Origin of the sequence: Roseiflexus sp. RS-1 (assembly GCF_000016665.1) — a bacterium.
Lineage (GTDB): Bacteria > Chloroflexota > Chloroflexia > Chloroflexales > Roseiflexaceae > Roseiflexus.
Window position 1 is genome coordinate 5,199,894 of the sequence record NC_009523.1, and the last position, 20,488, is coordinate 5,220,381.

Below are 20,488 nucleotides of genomic sequence, written 5' to 3' on the forward strand. Positions count from 1 at the left end.
GGCGCCGTCGGGGCAACCTCCCGGCTATGCGAGGCGAAGTCCGCTTGCGCGGGCGAGAGCGGAATAATTACTCAAAGACCATAATTTTGGTCTACACTTCGCCAGCAGCGGGCGCTTCGCACGACACGGCGGATAGGAACAATGGTCAATGTATCCGGGCAATGCTATAAGAGGCGCACGGCAATCGAGGATAGTTGGGGAAAGGAACGCTCACATTACGCGTTGAGCGACTCGTGCGCTGCGGTAGCCAGGTAGACGGTGCGTTCGGCGATATTTGTCGCTCGATCGGCGACACGCTCGAGCGCACGGGTGATTTCGAGCGATGCAAGCGCTGCATCAAAGAGGGCGGCGTCATTGAGCGCCATCTGGCGCACCGCCTCGAGAATAGCACGGCGACGTGCATCGACCTGATCATCGAGGGTGGCGATTGCGCGCGCTGTTGTGGCATCTTCCGAGAGGAATGCCGCAATACTGGCAGTCAGGATATGTTCGGTCAGCGCCCCCAACTCCTGGAGATCGGTCGTGAGCAGCGGGGTGTACCCGGCTTCCCTGGCGCGACGCACCTGGAGGGCGATCTGTTTGGCGTAATCGCCGATGCGTTCAAGTTCGCCAGCAACCATCAGCAGGGTAAGCACACGACGTAGATCGCGCAAAAGTGGCTGCCAGCGACTGATGAAACGGGCTGTAAGGTCTTCGATATCCTGCTGAAGGGCGTTGATATCGGGATCGTCATGAATGATCTGTGACGCACCGATGGCATCGAAGCGACGCAACGCCTGAAGCGCCTCGTGCATCGCCTCCTTGACGCGCTGCGCCATACCGTCGAGTGCGTGGCGCAGACGATCATAATCGTGCTTTATACCGTGCAGCACGCGCCTGCTCTCTTCCACCAACGCCTGGCAGCCGAACGACTAGCCGAACCGACCGGAGATATAATTCTCGGTGCGTTCGTCGTGAGGGTTCTGAAAGATCTGCGTGGTCGGTCCGTACTCGATCAATTCGCCAGCACGTGATTCGTTCATGAGAAAGAAGGCGGTATAATCCGAAACGCGCGCCGCCTGTTGCATATTGTGAGTCACAATCACAATTGTGTAGTTCTGGCGCAGTTCGAACATCAATTCTTCAATCTTGAGGGTCGAAATCGGGTCGAGCGCCGAGCATGGCTCGTCCATCAGAATGACTTCGGGTTGCACGGCGAGCGCGCGAGCGATGCAGAGCCGTTGCTGCTGACCGCCGGAGAGTGCGGTACCGGGTTGGTGCAGTTTATCCTTGACCTCGTCCCAGATCGCGGCGCCGCGCAGCGCGCGCTCCACCAGTTCGTCAGCCTGCTGCTTCGTGCCGCGCCAGCCATTGATGCGCGGACCGAACATGATGTTTTCGTAGATACTCTTGGGGAAAGGATTCGGCTTCTGGAACACCATGCCAATCCGCCGCCGCACCTCGACCGGATCGACGTCCGGGTCATAGATATTCTTGCCGTGAAACAGGATCTGTCCCTCGAGACGCGAACCGGGGATCAGGTCGTTCATACGGTTGATTGCGCGCAACACCGTACTCTTCCCACACCCCGACGGTCCGATGAAGGCGGTTATTCGCTGTCGCTCGATCTGGAGACTGACGTTGTTGACCGCGCGAAAGGCGCCGTAGTAGATGTGGGTATTTTTCAGTTCAACGGCATACTTGCCGTTTGATTGCAGCGTATTGACTGAAGAGAACTCGGCGGTTGCCATCAGTAATTCCTCCTGAGACGATTGCGCAGCAGAATTGCAGTTGCGTTAAGCGCCAGCAGCGTGACGAGCAGCACGATAATTGCCGCTGCCGCGATGCTGCGGAATTGCGCACCGGGTTGCGAGGTCCAGTTATAGATCTGGATCGGGATCACCGTAAATTTATCGAAGACGCTATCGGGAAAGAACACAACGAACGTTGATGCGCCGATAACAATCAGTGGCGCCGTTTCACCCATCGCGCGCGAGACGCTGAGGATCGTGCCGGTCAGAATGCCGGGAAGCGCATTTGGCAGTACGTGATGCCAGACCGTCTGCCACTTTGTCGCTCCCAGACCATACGATGCCTGACGGAGTGACTGCGGCACGGCGCGGATCGCTTCGCGGGCATTAATGATCATCAGCGGGAGAACCAGCAGCGCCATGGTCAGCCCGGCGGACAGGATGGTTCGTCCGTTCGAGTCGGTGACGCCAAACATCGCGCCGCTGGTCAATGCTTCGAGTGCGCGCACAAAGACTGCCAGCCCCAGAATGCCGTAGATGATCGAAGGCACACCCGCAAGGTTATTGATGTTGGTCTCGATCAAACGGTAGTACCAGGTATCGCTGGCATACTCTTCCAGATAGACGCCGCCAAGAATGCCGATGGGAATGGCGAGCAGCATCGTGATTGCAATCACCCAGAGCGATCCCAGGATCGCATTGCCGACACCCGCCAGAAGGGGAACACTGCTCATCGGGCGGGTGAGAAATTCGCGGTTGATCCACGAATGGAACTCCAGTTTAGCGCGCGGGAAGCGCTCGCGAACAGTCGCTTCGATCCGCTCGCGTTCGAGCAACGACTCGGTCAGTTTATACGCAGCGACCACCTCACGACCAACCACGCGCTCTTCGACCAGTTGCAGAACGCTCTCTTTCGAACGTTCACTGAACGGCTCATCACGGTCGAAGCGTCGGAACAGTCCGGCGGAAACATTCGCGCGCAGGATTTCGATCAACTCTTCCTTTGACAACTCTTCGAGCGGTCTACCGTCCGTCAATTCCTCCAATTCCTCAGGGTCGATCTTTGTTTGCACTGCAATATAGCCAAACGTTTCGTCCACGATGGTATAGATCAACGTCGCCAGCGCCAGCAAGCCGATAATCAACGATGAAACGAAGATTGCCTGCCAGATAGCGCCGCGGAGACGGCGCGCCGCGATATTGCGATTAATATCCGCACCTTCCGGCAGATAACCGGTTGGCCTATCGCGCTGATCCATCGATTGTGCGCTCATTCATACACCTCCCGGAAGCGACTCACAACCCATCCGCTCAACAGGTTGAGCAGCAGCGTCATGAAGAAGAGCACCAGAGCGATGGCGAAAATGCTGGTGTACTGAATGCTGGCGTAACTGATGTCGCCGCCGCTGATACGCGCGATATGCCCGGTCATGGTTTCGGCTGCCTGCAACGGATTGAAGGTAAAGCGGGGTCCGGCGCCGGCTGCCAGTGCAACGATCATCGTTTCACCGACCGCGCGCGACATTGCCACAATCACCGCTGCCAGGATGCCCGACAGCGCCGCCGGAACCACGATACGCAGCGATGTCTCGAGGCGGGTTGCGCCAAGACCATATGCACCTTCACGCAATGCACGCGGTACGGCGCTCAGAGCGTCCTCGCTCATCGATGCGACCAGCGGCAGGATCATGATACCCATTGTCAACCCTGCCGACAGCATATTGTAGATCTCGACATTCCCCTTGCCCAGCAACCCCTGAAGGATCACCGGCGTCACGAATGTCAGTGCAAAGTAGCCGTAAACCACGGTTGGCACTCCCGCCAGCACTTCGAGGATCGGCTTGAGGTAGCCACGCGCCTGGGGAGATGCATATTCACTCAAATAGATCGCAGCGCCCAATCCCAGCGGCACGGCCACCATCAGCGCAATGATACTTGTAATCAGCGTCGATGTCATCAATGGCCAGATACCGAAGCGACCGGTTTCCGGCTGCCAGGTGGTTGTGCCGAAAAACTCTACCAGATCAACCTCTGGCGAACCAAAGAACATCCAGGCTTCCTGGAACAGAACGATAACGATTGCTGTGGTTGTAAAAATAGAAATCGCGCCACAAATAAAGACGATGATCTCTATAACGTTTTCGCCGAACCGTGGCTTGCCGCGCAGATTGATCGGACTGATGCTCAATGGTGTGGAGCGTTCAACGGCAACACGCGCTTCCTGTTCCATGAGATGCAATCTCCTCGATTATGGCACTGAATAAATGTCGTTTTCGGCAGTGCAGTATAGCATAATTCTCCTGTCGATAATGCCAGGGCGTTCGTGACGCCAATCCGCCCGTCGCTTGCGTACAACACCTCGTCATAAGACAATGGAGACCGAGCAGACCTGCCGTCGATCGTGCACGAATGCAGGTCTGCTCCTGTTACCGAAGCGTTATGGCTTCATCGCTGCCAGCCAATTCAGTTTGGCGACGTTGATCGCCTGCTGAGAGGCAGGGAAGTAGCCGACGTCGAGCACCTCATCGTTGACGAAGGTCAGATAGAAGTTGATGAAGGCGGCGACCTGCGGCTTCTCCTTCATAATCTTGGCGTCGGAGTAGATGAAGAGCGGGCGCGCCAGCGGATACTGCCCGCTCTCCGCCGTCTGGTCATTCGGCTCGACGCCTTCGACCTTCACCGCTTTGAGGCGATCCTTCTCGGCGATGAAGTAGGCGTAGCCGAAGTAGCCGATGGCGTTGGGGTCGCCTTCCACGCCCTGCACCAGCACGTTGTCGTTCTCGCTCAACTGAATGCCGGGAGCGTTCAGGATGGCTTCCTTCCCCTTCTTCTCAAACGCCGGGTCCATCACCACTTCGACGAAGAAGTCGAAGGTGCCGGAGTCGGTGCCGGGGCTGAAGAGTTTGATCGGATTGGCGGGCCAGTCGGGGTTGACGTCCTTCCAGGTCTTGGCTTTGCCGGAGAAGATATCGGCGAGTTGCGCCTTGGTCAGGCTGTCGACGAAGGTGTTGGCCGGGTTGACGACCACTGCCAGGGCGTCGGTGCCGACGCGGAACTCGACCGGCTCGCGACCGATGGCGCGGCAGTTCTCGACTTCAGCGGCTTTGATGGGGCGGCTGGCGTTGGAGATGTCGGTTTCGCCCGCCTTGCAGAAGCGCTCGAACCCGGCGCCGGTGCCGATCGAGTCGATCGTGATGTTGCCAGTGTACCCCTCGTCCTTGAAGCGCTCCGCCATCCGCTGGGTCAGCGGGAAGACCGTCGATGACCCGGCGGTGACGATATTCCCCGTTACTGCTCCCGGATCGACCTCAGGCATCTTGACTTCCATTCCCATCGCTGCCAGCCAGTTTGCTTTGGCGACGTTGATCGCCTGCTGGGAGGCGGGGAAGTAGCCGACGTCGAGTACCTCATCGTTGACGAAGGTCAGATAGAAGTTGATGAACGCGGCGACCTGCGGCTTCTCCTTCATAATCTTCGCGTCGGAGTAGATGAAGAGCGGTCGCGCCAGCGGATACTCGCCGGTTTCGGCGGTCTTCTCAGTAGGCTCGACGCCTTCGACCTTCACCGCTTTGAGGCGATCCTTCTCGGGAACGAAGTAGGCGTAGCCGAAGTAGCCGATGGCGTTGGGGTCGCCTTCCACGCCCTGCACCAGCACGTTGTCGTTCTCGCTCAACTGAATGCCGGGAGCGTTCAGGATGGCTTCCTTCCCCTTCTTCTCAAACGCCGGGTCCATCACCACTTCGACGAAGAAGTCGAAGGTGCCGGAGTCGGAGCCGGGGCTGAAGAGTTTGATCGGATTGGCGGGCCAGTCGGGGTTGACGTCCTTCCAGGTCTTGGCTTTGCCGGAGAAGATATCGGCGAGTTGCGCCTTGGTCAGGCTGTCGACGAAGGTGTTGGCCGGGTTGACGACCACTGCCAGGGCGTCGGTGCCGACGCGGAACTCGACCGGCTCGCGACCGATGGCGCGGCAGTTCTCGACTTCAGCGGCTTTGATGGGGCGGCTGGCGTTGGAGATGTCGGTTTCGCCCGCCTTGCAGAAGCGCTCGAACCCGGCGCCGGTGCCGATCGAGTCGATCGTGATGTTGCCAGTGTACCCCTCGTCCTTGAAGCGCTCCGCCATCCGCTGGGTCAGCGGGAAGACCGTCGATGACCCGGCGGTGACGATATTCCCCGTTACTGCTCCCGGATCGACGTCGGGAAGACCATCGTAATCGATCTCCGCCGCCGGTTCGGCAGTCGGTTGCGTGGGCGCGGCGGTCGGTTGCGCGGGCGCGGCGGTCGGTTGTCCTGGCGCCGGGGTTGCTTCCGCGGGCGCGGCGGTCGGTTGCGCGGGCGCGGCGGTCGGTTGCGCGGTCTGACCGCCACAGGCTGCGATGATTGGCGCGATCAGCGCCAGCATCAGCAGCGACGCGAAAAACCGTTTCCTGATGATGTGCATACGTTTCTCCCTCCTGACAATCTACTGCTTCTTTTCCGAAGTTCCCAGGCATGAATTGCTCGCAATCCGGCGGACAAACATACGCTGAGAACCTCTGTACATGGGCAGGGTAGAGTATACCTGCACAAAGTTAAGGGCAAAGGGTCGTTGTGTTAAGTTTAGGTTAACCGTTACTGAACTGTATCGATCCCGATCCTGAATTGTTGTCTTTGGTGATCAACAGGCGTGGTATAGTGAAGAATAACGTCATCTTTGCCGGCGCCATGTTGCGTATCCGGCAGGTCATGCAGCGGAGCATATCACGTGCGTATGAACATCACATCTGCATCCAGGCACTCATCACGCAGCCTCTCGCTGTTGCTCGCTCTTGCGCTGATCAGCCTGAGTGTGCTGTCGCTCTCGATCAGCAATGCGTTGCAGGTCGCCTCGAACTGGCGGGTGCATCAGCGTGCGCTTGCTGCTCAGCAGCAGTCGCTTGCTCACGGGGTAGCCGTCGAGACGCAAACGTTCCTCGATGCACGCTGGAATATGTTGAACACAGCTATCAGGATGTCCAATCTGGCGACTGCGCCGGTGGCGCATCGTATCGAGGCGCTGCAACGCCTGCTCGCCCTCGATCCGTCGTTTGAACAGTTGACGATCCTGGATGATAGACGCTTTGTCGTCGCGGCGGTCAGTCAGAATCGCCAGAGGACGCCCAACTTCCTCGATACAGCGCTGGTCGAGGAGATCATGCACCAGACAACGCTGCGGAATCGCTATGTCAGTTCACTGCGGATCGATGGTGCGACAGGTGAACCGGGTATCATCCTGGCGTTGCCACTGGTCGATTCATTTGAAAACGATCAGGGCGCGCTGATAGCGACGGTCAACGCCAGATTTCTGTGGGATGCCCTTAAGCGGCAGTTGCCCTTCCGTGAAGGGATCGCATATATTGTCAACCGGGATGGCGATCTGCTGGCCTGCACCGACACTGCGCGCGTGCTACGCGGCGACACCGCCGTTGATATCCCTGTGGTGCAGGCAGCATTTGCCCATGACCGCTCCGGCTCGTTCCAGACCCTGCACTATACCGGTCTCACCGGCATCGAGGTTGTTGGCAGTTACGAAGCGCTCCGAGAGCCAGCGTGGGCAGTAGTGGTCGAAGTGCCACGCACCGTCGCCTATCGTGATATTGTGAACGATATTGGCGTTTCAGCGCTTATTCTCCTGAGCGCGGCAGTCGTGTCCGGCGGTATTGGCGTCTACCTGGCGCGCTGGTTGTCGGCGCCGTTGCACCGTCTGACCCGCCTGGCGGAGCGTATCGCAGCGGGTGAGCGCGATCTGCGGGTTGCTGTGCGCGGTCCGCGTGAGGTGGAGATACTTGCGCGCGCGTTCGATACCATGACCACGCAACTCGAACAGAACCTGGAGACGCTGGAACATCGGGTTGCGGAGCGAACTGCCGATCTGCAAGCAGCGCTTGCCAGGGTTGAGGCGCAGGCGCAGGAGCAGGCGCGGTTGCTCGAAGAAATCGCGCAGCAGCGCCAGGCGATTCGAGAATTGAGCGTTCCGGTGCTGCCGGTGACCGATCAGGCGCTGGTGATGCCGCTGGTCGGCGCGATTGATACCGAGCGGCTGGCGGATATTCAGGATCGGGCGCTGCACGCATTGCAGCGGTCGCACGCACGCTATCTGCTCGTCGATATCACCGGCGTGCCGGTGGTCGATAGTCAGGTTGCGCAAGGTTTGCTTGCGATCAACGCCATGTGTCGGTTGCTGGGCGCCGAAATGGTGTTGATCGGCATTCGCCCCGAAGTGGCGCAGACAATTGTGGGCCTGGGGATGAACCTGTCGTCGCTGCGAACCGCCGCCGACCTGCAGACGATACTGGGTGAGATCACCCGCCGGGATCAGGGTCGTGCAACGCGCAATGGCGCCGCGAACGGCGGCATCGCACAGAACCATGCGTTCTTCGATCTGTTCAGCAGCCGCGATTGACAGTCCGTCATCGAGCAGGTACAATCCCCATCGGCGACATGCGCCGTCTGTGACGATTGCCAGTATCGGGTCTCCTGCAAAAAGGTCATCATGACCATGCCGGCGAAAGGTTCACGTGCATCCGCTGCTCCCCGTGGCGCTATCGGGCGCATTCGCGGTTCTGCCGGCGTCGCCGAAGAAGCCCTGCGTGGTCGCACCGAGCGGATAAAACGTCTGACTCCGCCACCCCCTCCGCCGTCTCCAACGTTTGAGCGTCTCCTGACCATTGGAGGTCTGCCGTTCCTGCTCGTGCGCCTCTTCTGGTACAATCTGCGTGAGGTGCGCTTCTGGTGGCCCCTGGTTCTGCCGTTGCTGGCGTGGACAGCGTGGCGCACCTATCACCGGGAGCGTGCAAAAAGCGTCCAGCACGACAGAACTGCGCAGAGTCGCGCTTGACAACCCTTCTCCTCGATGTAAGAATAGTGTGATATATGGCGGGTTACGCCAAAATGTGCACGTGTCCTTTCGGCACTTTCGGGTTGGGTTGTTTGCTCTTCAGCGCAGGCGCAGTCATTTATGGGCGCTTCTGTACAACTGGCGATCCAGAATAACTTGAACGCAAGCATTCGTGACATTGCGCTGAACCTGTGCGCAGCGACCGGTGCAAAAGCATGCTACCTGACGTTGCGTGAACGACCCGGCGCCTATCCCCGTTTTATCGGCGCTGCCGGTGTGCACGGCGATCCTCCCGATTGGAACGACATCGGCGGCGCCCACATCCTGCGGCAGATCGGGTATGGCGGGACGATGGTCATGCCGGATTGTATGACATCGGCAATGGCGCTGTCGCTTTCTTCCGGCGGGCGCGATGTCGGTGTCGCCATTCTGCTGTTCGATGGCGAACCGCCGTCGGTATCAGATACGATGGTCGCCGCAGCGCGCCTGGCAGCGCAGGCGATCGATGCGTCATGGCAACTCGCCATGCTGCACGATCAGGCGGAGCAGATCGCCGAGCGCACCCGCCTGCGCGAGATTCAGTTGAGCCGCAACCTGATCCGTGGGGTTATCGACAGTGTGCCGATGGGACTGGTGCTGATCGATCCAACCGGGTATGTGCTGGCGGCAAACCGTGCGCTCGCAGGGCGTTTTGGGCTTGAGCCGGCGATGCTGGTCGGCAGGTTCTACGATGATGTGCTCGGAGCATGGAGTGAGTCGGCTGCATCACGCACCTTTGTTGAACGCCAACCGCAACGCCTGCGCCGCACGCTTCAGCGTCCCGGCAGCAGTGATGCGCTGATCGAGATTGCGAGTTTCCCGCTCTTCGACGCAGCCGGAGCAGTGTATCAGGTGGTCGAAGTATGGGAAGACATCACCGAGCGCGTGGCGCTGCAAACCCAACTCGTACGTGCCGAAAAACTGGCGGCGATCGGTCATCTCGCCGCCAGTATTGCGCACGAAGTCGGCAATCCGCTCCAGGCTATTCAGGGATTTCTGGCGTTGTTCCTGGAACAGTGCGCTCCCGAAACGCCCAATCAGCACTTCCTGCGCCTCGCGGAAGAAGAGATCGAACGGATCGTGCGGGTGCTGGAACGGTTGCGCGACCTGTACCGTCCGCGCGCCGATGTTTTCACGAACGTCGATGTCAATGAGTTGATCGAGAGTGTTCTGTTGCTGACCGGTAAGCAACTCGAGCGTTCGCGCATCCGGGTGGTGCGCGAACTGACCCCCAACCTCCCCACGATCCAGGGTGTCGCCGATCAACTGAAGCAGGTGCTGCTCAATCTGGTGCTGAACGCTGCAGAAGCCATGCCCAACGGCGGCATATTGCACGTGCAAACGCACCGCGCTCATCTGGCGTCGGGTCAGGAGGCAATCGCCATTGCGATCACCGATACCGGGGTTGGCATTCCGCCGGAGCAGTTGACCCGCATTTTCGATGGGTTGCATACCACGAAAGAGCGTGGCATGGGATTGGGGTTGTATACCAGCAAGGCGATTGTGGAACGTCATCTGGGGAGTATCAGCGTGCAGAGCATTCCCGGCGAGGGAACAACCTTCGAGATTATGGTACCGATCAGGCATAAGGAGAGCCGCCATGAAGCAACCGGCGAAAATCCTGGTCGTTGACGATGAACGTTCGGTGCGTATCATGCTCGAAACGGCGCTCCGCGCCCATGGATATCGGGTTGAGACGGCGGAGAACGGCGCTACTGCCCGCATGCGCCTTGGCGGAGAAGAGTTCGATCTGCTGTTGCTTGATCTGCAATTAGGCGATGTCGATGGCATTGAGATCCTGCGTGAAGTGAAGGAACAGTCGCCTGCAACCGAGGTTATCCTTCTGACAGCGCATGGTTCGATCAATAGTGCGATAGCAGCACTACGCTATGGCGCTTTTGATTATCTGCTCAAGCCGGCGCAGATCACGGAGATTCGTGAACGGGTTGAACGCGCGCTGCACCATCGTCGGGTCAATCTCCAGCGCACGGAACTGCTCCAGCGCATCAGTGAGAGCGCCCGCGCGCTCGGTTTGATCGAGGGCGGCGGCAATCCGGTTCCTGCGCCGACCGCTTCGAACGATTATCTGACCGTGGGTCCGCTGGTGCTCGACTTGCGGCGTCACGCTGCGTATCTTGGCGAACATACGCTCACGCTCACCCGCACAGAGTTTGCATTGCTGACGGCGCTGGCGCAGAATCCCGATACGGCGCTCAGTTACACGACCCTCTCCGAGGCGGTGTATGGACGCGCACAGGCGGAAGAAGAGGCGCGTTCGCTGCTCCGCCCGCATATTGCACGGCTCCGGCAGAAACTCGATGCAACCAGAACGCCGGGCATTGCGCTGGTCAGCATTCGCAGCATGGGGTACATGCTGCAAACGGAGGATGCGCCAGCACCCGGATCGGCGCTCTGAATGGGGAAAGGCGAGAGCCACACGCGCGGACACAAGGAGGTGACGATGAACGCTCTTCCTCGCTTTCCCGATCATGTATCCATCCGCGAAGTCGGTCCGCGCGATGGCCTGCAAAATGAGGATGTCATCCTCACCACTACCCAGAAAGTTCAGTTGATCGACCGTCTCGCCGACACGGGGTTGACCCTGATCGAAGTCGGCGCATTTGTTCGTCCCGCCAACGTGCCGCAGATGGCGGATACGGCGGATGTCTTCGCGGCGATCTCCCGTCGTCCCGGCGTTGTTTACAGCGCTATCGTTCCCAATGCCATCGGTGCGCGACGGGCTGTTGCAGCGCAGGCGGATGCGCTCCAGGTCTTTCTCAGCGCCAGTGAAAGCCATAACCGCAGCAATGTCAATATGTCGATTGAGCAATCGCTGGCACAGGCTGCCGACATCGCGGCTATCGCCCGTGAAGCAGGCGTGTGTTTCGAGGCGGTAGTGTCGGTTGCATTCGGGTGCCCGTTCGAGGGGGATGTGCCGCTGGATCGAGTCATGGATCTGACAGCGCGCCTGTTTGATCTGGGCGCCGAACAGGTGACGTTCGGCGATACGACCGGCATGGGGCATCCGGCGCTGGTGCGCGATCTGGTTCTGGCGTTCTATGAGCGCTTCCCGCAGGCGCATCCTCGTCTGCATCTCCATAGCGCTCGCGGTGCAGGATTGGCAAATGTGCTCATGGCGCTGTCGCTTGGAGTAGACCGGTTCGATGCCAGTGTCGGCGGGATCGGCGGTTGCCCGTTTGCACCGGGCGCACCCGGCAATATCTGCACCGAAGACCTGGTGCACATGCTCCACGAGATGGGTATCTCGACCGGTATTCGCCTGCCAGCGCTGCTCGACGTTGCGCGTATGCTCGAAGGGATGCTGGGGCGCACGGTGCCGGGGCAGACGATCAAAGCTGGCATCTGCAAGCATTTGCCGCCGGATGGCGCACCGCGTCGGTGACTGCGTGCGGGGTATCCCGACGACCGGTTTGCCAGCATCCCGCTATCTTCTCCGCACTTTTGCCCCTCATCCCCCCTTGCTCCCTTCTCCCAAACTGGGAGAAGGGGGAGGTTGGGCGTCCTGATGCCTGAAACGGGAGATGGTACGCTAGGGCTTGCCAACAAACCTGCCCCTGCAAGGGCGCGCGCACCTGAGGTTTGCGCCGGGTCGGGGGTGCGGGCGTCCCGCCCGCGTGCGCGCCGGAGGCGCGCGCACCTCTTAAGGGGAGCGTTCCTGGGAGAGATGCGCGGGAATTCCCGTGCGCGTGCGCCCCTTCATCCCCCCGCCCCCCTTCTCCCAAACTGGGAGAAGGGGAAGGTTGGGCGTCCTGATGCCTGAAACGGTCACGTCGCTCCACGAGAGACGCGCAAAGTGCAGCGCTTGTTGTGATCAACGTGTAAGATCACGCATTCCATGCCGGTGCTACGATAGGTGAAGAAAACAGACATTGGGAGGAGGTGTGCATGTTCAACCAACCACGCACCCGAACGACCGGCATCATCCGTCGGATCGCCAGACTGATCGGAATTGTCATCCTGGCGATGGTCACAACTGCCAGTCTCTCGCCGTTGGCGGGATACGCCGAACAGGGCGACACCAGCGCAGGTACAACGATCTACCTTCCGCTGGTGGCCAAAGCGAGTTGCTCGGCGGATCTCCCGCGCATCAACGCGCCTCGATTCAGCGGCGCCATTCCTTTCGCGCAGACCGCTATCGCCTGGTTTGGCAAAGTTTCACCAACACAGAACTACACCGACATCCGGGTAGGGTACAACGCGAATGAACTCTACGTGTACCTGGCAATTTTCGATCGCCACCTCTGGTACGACGATAATCCCACACCACAGACTCTGACTCAGTGGGATGCAGTGACGCTGCTGCTGGACACCTCTGGCGGCGCTGTACTTTCACCTGCTTCCTGGAAGATCGTGGCGCAGTTGTACGGCGATCCGAGTCCACAACGTCGCGCCGTCTATCGTGGCAGCGCAACAGGCTGGCAGGCGACCAGCATCTCCTTCAACGCCGTCCCAGGCTGGCGCGGCAATGCGCTGAACGATAACAGCGACACCGACCGGGGATGGGCAATGGGGTTCACCATTCCGTTCAGCAGTCTGGGGCTTTCATCCGCCCCACTTGATGGAACGTCCTGGCGTATGGCAGTGATCGTTCATGACCGCGACACGCGCGCCGGTCCGCCAATTGGGGATCAGTTCTGGCCCCCGCAGGGTTCGCTCGACTCTCCCGGTTGCTGGGGCGTGTTGAACTTCGGGTTGCCCTCGTACCAGAGCAATGTAACGCCAACCGGATCGGTGACCATCCGGCGTCCCACCGAGCGCAGTCCGCTCGTCCCGGATGCCGATGTGGGCGGGGCGATCACCAATCAGTGCCCGGGTGACGAGAACCATATCTGGAATGAGTGGGGTAATCGCAATTATGGGCGCGCCCCCGATTTCAACATCCAGAACCAGTCTGACATAGCCGACTGGCCCTGTTTTGCGAAGTATTACGTCACCTTTCCCCTCGACAGCATACCGCCCGGCAAGGTGATCGTTTCAGCCACGCTGACGCTCCATCAGTTCGGGAACTCTGGCGGGATGGATGTTGCGAAACCTTCGTGGATTCAGGTGCTGACGGCTGCGGGAGACTGGAGCGAGGATACCATTACCTGGAACAACGCGCCAATTGCCTATGAGAATGTTGGCGGAAGTTGGGTCAATCCCACCACCCTGACCGGCTGGCCTGGCACTCCGCGTACCTGGGATGTGTCGTATGCCGTGGCGCGGGCATATGCGCGGGGTGAGCCGTTGCGTCTCATTCTCTACTCCGCCGACTCGGACTATCACAGTGGAAAGTATTTCGTCTCTTCCGACACCGGCGACTGGAATATCGCAGGGCGACCGCGCCTTGACGTGCGGTGGGGCGAGGCGCGGTAGGGTTGTAGTTGGCAGCAAGCAGGTTCGCAGTGGCAGCGATGTCGCAGCGCAACGTCTCCACGACAACATTCGGGGCAGGTGAAGGTATTGCCTTCACCTGCCCCGTTGCCTCAACCGAAAGCCAGTGCATCAATGAAACTGCTCTTCTTCGGTCGAACCGGCGAGCGCCGTTGTTGAGGAGAGACCGCCAGAAATGATGGTGGACACCTCATCGAAATAGCCGGTTCCCACCTCGCGCTGATGGCGCGTTGCGGTATACCCATGCTGCTCAGCCGCAAACTCCGCCTGCTGCAATCGCACATACGCGGTCATTCCCTCGGCAGCATACGCTTTTGCAAGTTCGAAGGCGTAGTAGTTGATCATATGCCAGCCAGCCAGCGTGATGAACTGGAACTTGTACCCCATTGCTGCAAGTTCGCGCTGGAACGTTGCGATGGTCGCTTCATCCAGGTAGCGTTTCCAGTTGAACGACGGCGAGCAGTTATACGCCAGCATCTTGCCGGGGAATTTCGCGTGGATTCCCTCGGCGAACCGCCGTGCCTCGTCCAGATCGGGATGCGCCGTCTCACACCAGATCAGGTCGGCATAGGGCGCATACGCCAGACCACGGGCGATTGCCGCATCCAGCCCGCTCTTCACCCGGTAAAAGCCCTCCGGTGTGCGTTCACCGGTGATAAAGGGGCGGTCGTACTCATCGGCATCAGACAGGAGCAGCGTCGCTGCCTGCGCATCGGTGCGGGCGATCAGCACCGTCGGCACGTCCAGCACATCAGCCGCCAGGCGCGCCGCCGTGAGCGTGCGGATAAACTGCGATGTCGGCACCAGTACCTTCCCACCCAGGTGCCCACACTTCTTCTCCGACGCCAGTTGATCCTCGAAGTGAACTCCCGACGCGCCAGCCTCGATCATCGCCTTCGTCAACTCGAACGCATGCAGCGGACCGCCAAACCCTGCCTCGGCATCAGCGACAATCGGCGCATACCAGTAAATATCGTTATGCCCTTCCGATGCGTGGATCTGGTCGGCGCGCATGAGCGCGTTATTGATCCGACGCACCAGCGCCGGGACGCTGTTCGACGGATAGAGGCTCTGGTCGGGGTAGGTCTGTCCCGCCAGGTTCGCGTCGGCAGCCACCTGCCAGCCGCTCATATAGATCGCCTTGATCCCGGCGCGCACCATCTGGGTTGCCTGTGCGCCGGTCAGTGCGCCAAACGTCGCCACATACGGTTCGGTCTGCAACAGATCCCACAACCGCCGGGCGCCCACATTCGCCAGCGTGTACTCGATCTTGAGGGTGCCGCGCAACCGCACCACATCGGCGGCGCTGTAGTCGCGTCGGATGCCCTGCCAGCGCGGGTCGGTCGCCCAGCGCCGTTCCAGCTCAGCGATCTCCTGGTCACGATTGACAGCGGACATAACACACACTCCCTTGTGGTTTCAATCCAGACGACGGTAGCCGGGGATGGTCAGGAACTCGACAAAATCATGCGACAGTGTCAGTTCATCGAGGAGTTCGGCAGCCTGCGCGAAGTGATGATCGCCGGTGCGGGCAGTGACGAGTGCGTGCAATTCTTCATCACGGATCGTCTTGTACATGGTCTCATCGACCGTGCGACCATCGTTCAGTTTCGCGTTGTAGCGCACCCACTGCCAGATCTGCGAACGCGCAATCTCAGCAGTCGCCACATCTTCCATCAGATTGAAAATCGCAACCGCGCCGCGACCGCCAAGCCACGCCTCGAGGTATTGCAGCGCCACATTGATATTGTTGCGCAACCCGGCTTCGGTGATGGTTCCCTGCGGGATGGTCAGCAGATCGGCAGCGGTGACGTGCACCTCGGGCACATAGTGGATCTGATGATCACCCGGAAACGCCGTGTTGAAGACTTCGAGCACCGTCGGCACCAGGTCGGGATGCGCCACCCAGGCGCCATCGAACCCTTGCTTCGCCTCGCGCTCTTTATCGGCGCGCACCTGCGCCAGGGCGCGTTCGGTAATCTCCGGTTCGCGGCGGTTCGGAATGAACGCCGACATGCCGCCGAGCGCGTGGGCGCCGTGCTTGTGGCACGCATAGACCACGAGTTCCGCCGCTGAACGCAGGAAGTGGGTCGTCATCGTCACCTGTGCGCGATCGGGGAAGATCCAGTCGTCGCGGTGGCTGAACGTCTTGATGAAACTGTAGATATAATCCCAGCGACCCAGGTTCAAACCGCTGCTGTGTTCGCGCAACTCGTACAGAATCTCTTCCATCTCGAACGCCGCCAGAATGTGCTCGATCAGTACGGTGGCGCGGATCGTACCGTGCGGGATGCCGAGCCGATCCTGCGCAAAGTTGAACACGTCGTTCCAGAGCCGCGCTTCCAGGTGGCTCTGCATCTTCGGCAGGTAGAAATACGGACCGCTACCGCGTCGGATCAACTCGTGCGCATTGTGGAAAAAGTACAACCCGAAATCGAAGAAAGCGCCAGCCACTGGCTCATCATCAACGTGGACATGCTTCTCGACAAGGTGCCAGCCGCGCGGTCGCACCGCCAGGGTGGCGGTTGTGTCATTCAGGCGATACTCACGCCCCTCCGGGCTGACGAAGGTGATCGTCCGGCGAACGGCATCACGCAGGTTGAGTTGCCCCTGAACGATGTTTTCCCAGGTTGGGGCGTTGGCATCCTCAAAATCCGCCATAAAGACCTGTGCGCCAGAGTTGAGCGCATTGATCACCATACGCCGATCAGTAGGACCGGTAATCTCAACCCGCCGATTGGAAAAGTCAGCGGGAATGGAAGCCACCCTCCAATCGCCGCCGCGAATGTCAACCGTCTCAGGCAGGAAATCGGGCAGTGCGCCGGATTTGATGTCCGCCCATCGCTGATCACGTGCAGCCAGCAGCGCGCGCCGGCGATGCTCGAACTGACGCGCCAGTGAGGCAACAAAATCGAGCGCTTCAGCCGTGAGGATCTCTGACCATTCCGGCCTGGTCGGACCAAGAAGTTCGACACGATACGGTGTGTCCACTACTTTCCTCCTTGAAGTGAACAGGCAGTCCTTCTTATATTAGTGACGCCAGTTACAATCTTGCCGTGCATGTCCGGGACGCTGCTGTAACGACGCCGCTCCTCAAGGCGAGGGTTCCTTCAGTATACCCGATGTTCCCTTGCACCACGTGCACAACCTTCAACCTTCAACCTTCAACCTTCACCCCACACTCCGAAATCCGCCATGCGGCGTATCCCGGCATAGCCGACAGGCAGACGCACACGGCTGTGCGTCGCGCTACACTCGCAGCAGCAGCGGCGAAAAGCGCCGCCAAAAGGAGGAGCATAGTATGGCAATTCGTGTCCCGATGGCTTCCCCCGATATCAGCGATGCAGAAGTGCAGGCTGTCGTTGAGACGCTGCGCACCCCAACGTTGAGCATCGGTCCGCGCCTCGAGGCGTTTGAACGCGCTGCCGCTGCTGTCGCTGGCGTTGAGTGGGGCATTGGCGTCAATTCCGGCACGAGCGGGCTGCACCTGTGCATCATCGCTGCGGGGGTTGGTGATGGCGATATGGTCATTACCACGCCGTTCTCGTTCATCGCCTCGGCGAACTGCATTCTGTATGAGCGCGGTGTGCCGGTGTTCGTGGACGTTGACCCGGCGACGGGGAATATCGACCCGCACCTGGTTTCATCTGCTGTTGCCGATCTGACACGCGGCGGTGTGAGCGCTGATCGCTGGTTGCCGCCCGCCCTGCGCGGCATCCGCCGACCCGCCGGACGGTTGCGCGCGTTGCTGCCGGTGCATGCCTTTGGTCAACCCGCCGATATGGATCCATTGCTCGACACTGCCCGCAATGCCGATCTGGTGGTGATTGAAGATGCCTGTGAGGCGATTGGCGCGGCATACAAAGAGCGACCCGCCGGATCACTCGGCGATGCAGCCGTCTTTGCCTTTTATCCGAACAAGCAGGTCACCACCGGCGAGGGAGGCATGGTCGTGACCAACCGCGAACCATGGGCGCATCTGTTGCGCAGTCTGCGCAATCAGGGGCGTGATGTCTTCGATGGCTGGCTCAACCATACGCGCCTGGGGTACAACTATCGCCTGGATGAACTGAGCGCCGCCCTTGGTCTGGTGCAGGTGAGTCGCCTGGAACAATTACTGGCGAAACGTGCGCGCGTCGCCGCCTGGTACAACGAACGACTGGCGAGCCTGGAGTTGATCGAGACGCCACGTAATGTGCCGACGACCACCCATATGTCGTGGTTTGTCTACGTGGTGCGCATTGTGCCGCCTGCCCGGCGCGATACAGTGGTGCACCTGCTTGCAGAGCGCGGCATTCCCAGCCGCCCGTATTTCACTCCCATTCACCTGCAACCGTTCTACCGCGAGCGGTTTGGCTATCGCGGCGGTGAGTTTCCGGTCACCGAGCATCTGGGTGCAGTGTCGCTCGCGCTGCCATTCTCGGGAGTGATGACCGAAACACAGGTCGATGAGGTGTGTGAGACGCTGCGCGATGCTGTCGAGCGCAGCATCGCACTGCCAGCGACCAGAGGAGTGTCACGATGATGCAGCGACTTCAAAACCGGCATTTTCTCCTTTTCGATATCCTGCTCGTGCCGCTTGCGATCTACCTGAGTTTCGTCCTGCGGCTGGAAATGTTCAATCTCGGCAGTTACTGGCTGGTATGCATGCAGTTCTGCCTGACGGCGGTCGTGACCACCCCCCTGGTGTTTCGCGCGCTGGGGATCTACCGTCGCTACTGGCGCTACGCTTCGTTTGAAGAACTGCTGCTGCTCTGTAGTGCAACGTCGATTGCGCTGGCGCTTGCCACGCTTGTGTTTACTCTGATCGATGCGCTCTTGCCGGTGGTCGCAACGATGCCGCGCTCCATTCCTTTTATCGTTCCGCCCATCGCAGCCACGCTTATCAGTGTGCCACGGTTGCTGGTGCGCATCGGTGCAGCGCGCGAGCGTCGGCGTCGTGCAACTGACCGACCGGCGCCGGTGTTGATCATGGGCGCTGGCGATGCTGCGTCGATTATTGTGCGTGAGATTCAACGCAATCCAAAACTCGGCATGGAGGTTGTCGGGCTGCTGGACGACGATCCGGCGAAGCGTGGGCTGCGGTTGCACGGCGTCGAAGTGATGGGTGACCGCCACGCTATTCCGACACTGGTAGCCCGCCACAAGGTGCGTCAGGTAATCATTGCGATGCCAGGCGCGCCTGGTAAGGCAGTACGCGAGATTATGCATATTTGCGAGTCTGTTGGTGTGACAGTGCGCATCATGCCCGGGGTTCACGAACTGATCGACGGAACGATCAGCGTCAGCAAACTGCGCAACATCCAGATTGAGGACCTGCTGCGCCGTGCGCCGGTGCAAACCGATACCGCGGCAGTGCGCGCGCTGATCGCCAACCGACGGGTCCTGGTAACCGGCGGCGGCGGTTCCATCGGCAGCGAACTGTGCCGCCAGTTGATCCGCTGCGGTCCATCGCACCTGATTGTGCTTGGTCACGGCGAAAACAGTGTGTTCGAGATCTGCAACGAACTTCAGCGTCTGGCAGAAGCGCACGCCGGTCAATCGCCGCACATTGTGCCGGTGATCGCCGATATTCGTGATCTGGAACGCCTGCGCGCGGTGTTCGAAATGCATGCGCCGGAACTCGTTTTTCACGCAGCCGCACACAAACATGTTCCACTGATGGAGGAACATCCGGTCGAAGCCATCAGCAACAATGTCATCGGCACGCGCAACCTGCTCGACGTATCGCTCGAAACCGGCGTCGAACGGTTTGTGATGATCTCATCGGATAAGGCGGTCAATCCGACGAGCGTGATGGGCGCAACCAAGCGCATTGCCGAGATGCTGGTGCTCAACGCTGCGCGGATCAGCGGACGACCCTACGTGGCGGTGCGTTTTGGGAATGTGCTGGGCAGTCGTGGCAGTGTCGTGCTGACCTTCAAACGGCAGATTGCCGCCGGTGGACCGGTAACGGTCACGCATCCGGAGATGCGTCGCTACTTCATGACCATTCCAGAAGCGGTGCAACTGGTGCTCCAGGCGTCGGTACTGGGGCGCGCCGGCGAGATTTTTATGCTGGACATGGGGGAACCGGTGAAGGTGGTCGATCTGGCGCGCGACATGATCCGTCTGTCGGGATTGGAGGTCGGGCGTGATATTGATATCTGCTTCACCGGCATACGTCCGGGTGAGAAATTATTTGAAGAATTGTTCGCCCACGGTGAAGAATATCAGCCAACAGCGCACAGCAAAATCTTCATCGCCGCTGGCGCCAGCAACAATATTCCGCCCGACTTGCGCACGGATGTAGCGCTGCTCGAACAGGTTGCGCGCGCGAACGACGATGCCGCCGCACGACGCATGCTGCGCCACATCGTCCCGGAGTACTGCCCGCCGTTGCCTGCCCCGCCGATACCTGTCGCTGAAAATACGCCCTATCCTGTGCTGGTGCGTCCATTGCAACCGCTGATCGGGGGTGGACGATGATGAG

Annotated in this window: 15 protein-coding genes; 8 read left to right on the top strand and 7 right to left on the bottom strand. The window is 59.9% G+C overall.

The genetic code is table 11. The annotated features are described in order from the left end of the window. Window positions 1–215: 215 nt before the first annotated feature. The 5 genes from phoU to ROSERS_RS21440 form a co-directional block, all read right to left on the bottom strand. Window positions 216–872, bottom strand: a complete 657-nt coding sequence (gene phoU / locus ROSERS_RS21420; protein WP_232282701.1) for a phosphate signaling complex protein PhoU — start codon at window positions 870–872, stop codon at window positions 216–218. Window positions 873–911: 39 nt separating this feature from the next. Continuing rightward, window positions 912–1,730: a phosphate ABC transporter ATP-binding protein PstB gene (gene pstB, locus ROSERS_RS21425; protein WP_011958835.1), complete on the bottom strand. Its 819-nt coding sequence runs from the start codon at window positions 1,728–1,730 to the stop codon at window positions 912–914. Next, entirely contained in the window at window positions 1,730–3,004 is a 1,275-nt protein-coding gene (gene pstA / locus ROSERS_RS21430; protein WP_011958836.1) for a phosphate ABC transporter permease PstA, read from the bottom strand. Before pstA ends, pstB begins: the two co-directional genes overlap by 1 nt. After that, complete coding sequence (gene pstC, locus ROSERS_RS21435; RefSeq protein ID WP_011958837.1) at window positions 3,001–3,960, bottom strand: phosphate ABC transporter permease subunit PstC; 960 nt, start codon at window positions 3,958–3,960, stop codon at window positions 3,001–3,003. Before pstC ends, pstA begins: the two co-directional genes overlap by 4 nt. 207 nt (window positions 3,961–4,167) lie before the next feature. Further along, a complete protein-coding gene (locus ROSERS_RS21440; protein ID WP_011958838.1) occupies window positions 4,168–6,168 on the bottom strand; it encodes a PstS family phosphate ABC transporter substrate-binding protein in 2,001 nt (666 codons plus the stop codon). A 309-nt stretch (window positions 6,169–6,477) separates the two neighbouring features. Here ROSERS_RS21440 and ROSERS_RS24475 point away from each other — a divergent pair, with 309 nt between their 5' ends. From ROSERS_RS24475 to ROSERS_RS21470, 6 genes are all read left to right on the top strand, one after another. Next, window positions 6,478–8,148: an STAS domain-containing protein gene (locus tag ROSERS_RS24475; protein ID WP_011958839.1), complete on the top strand. Its 1,671-nt coding sequence runs from the start codon at window positions 6,478–6,480 to the stop codon at window positions 8,146–8,148. Between the two features lie 96 nt (window positions 8,149–8,244). Next, window positions 8,245–8,583, top strand: coding sequence for a hypothetical protein (locus ROSERS_RS21450; RefSeq protein WP_157041185.1), 339 nt, complete (start codon window positions 8,245–8,247; stop codon window positions 8,581–8,583). Window positions 8,584–8,703: 120 nt separating this feature from the next. Further along, on the top strand, window positions 8,704–10,254 hold the full coding sequence (locus ROSERS_RS21455; RefSeq protein ID WP_011958841.1) for a two-component system sensor histidine kinase NtrB: 1,551 nt from the start codon (window positions 8,704–8,706) through the stop codon (window positions 10,252–10,254). After that, window positions 10,223–11,038, top strand: a complete 816-nt coding sequence (locus ROSERS_RS21460) for a response regulator transcription factor (protein WP_011958842.1) — start codon at window positions 10,223–10,225, stop codon at window positions 11,036–11,038. Before ROSERS_RS21455 ends, ROSERS_RS21460 begins: the two co-directional genes overlap by 32 nt. Before the next feature lie 45 nt (window positions 11,039–11,083). Continuing rightward, on the top strand, window positions 11,084–12,025 hold the full coding sequence (locus ROSERS_RS21465; RefSeq protein WP_041334277.1) for a hydroxymethylglutaryl-CoA lyase: 942 nt from the start codon (window positions 11,084–11,086) through the stop codon (window positions 12,023–12,025). 503 nt (window positions 12,026–12,528) lie between these two features. Then, window positions 12,529–13,998, top strand: coding sequence for a DNRLRE domain-containing protein (locus tag ROSERS_RS21470; protein ID WP_011958844.1), 1,470 nt, complete (start codon window positions 12,529–12,531; stop codon window positions 13,996–13,998). A gap of 129 nt (window positions 13,999–14,127) precedes the next feature. Here the strand turns inward: ROSERS_RS21470 and aceA are convergent, their stop codons facing one another. Together aceA and aceB are read right to left on the bottom strand one after the other, a co-directional pair. After that, a complete protein-coding gene (aceA, locus tag ROSERS_RS21475; RefSeq protein ID WP_011958845.1) occupies window positions 14,128–15,414 on the bottom strand; it encodes an isocitrate lyase in 1,287 nt (428 codons plus the stop codon). 21 nt (window positions 15,415–15,435) lie between these two features. Next, complete coding sequence (gene aceB, locus ROSERS_RS21480) at window positions 15,436–17,007, bottom strand: malate synthase A (RefSeq protein ID WP_011958846.1); 1,572 nt, start codon at window positions 17,005–17,007, stop codon at window positions 15,436–15,438. A 310-nt stretch (window positions 17,008–17,317) separates the two neighbouring features. Between aceB and ROSERS_RS21485 the strand changes: the two genes are divergently transcribed. Together ROSERS_RS21485 and ROSERS_RS21490 are read left to right on the top strand one after the other, a co-directional pair. Beyond that, on the top strand, window positions 17,318–18,541 hold the full coding sequence (locus ROSERS_RS21485; RefSeq protein ID WP_011958847.1) for a DegT/DnrJ/EryC1/StrS family aminotransferase: 1,224 nt from the start codon (window positions 17,318–17,320) through the stop codon (window positions 18,539–18,541). Continuing rightward, window positions 18,538–20,484: a nucleoside-diphosphate sugar epimerase/dehydratase gene (locus ROSERS_RS21490; RefSeq protein ID WP_011958848.1), complete on the top strand. Its 1,947-nt coding sequence runs from the start codon at window positions 18,538–18,540 to the stop codon at window positions 20,482–20,484. Before ROSERS_RS21485 ends, ROSERS_RS21490 begins: the two co-directional genes overlap by 4 nt. The last annotated feature ends 4 nt before the right edge of the window (window positions 20,485–20,488 follow it).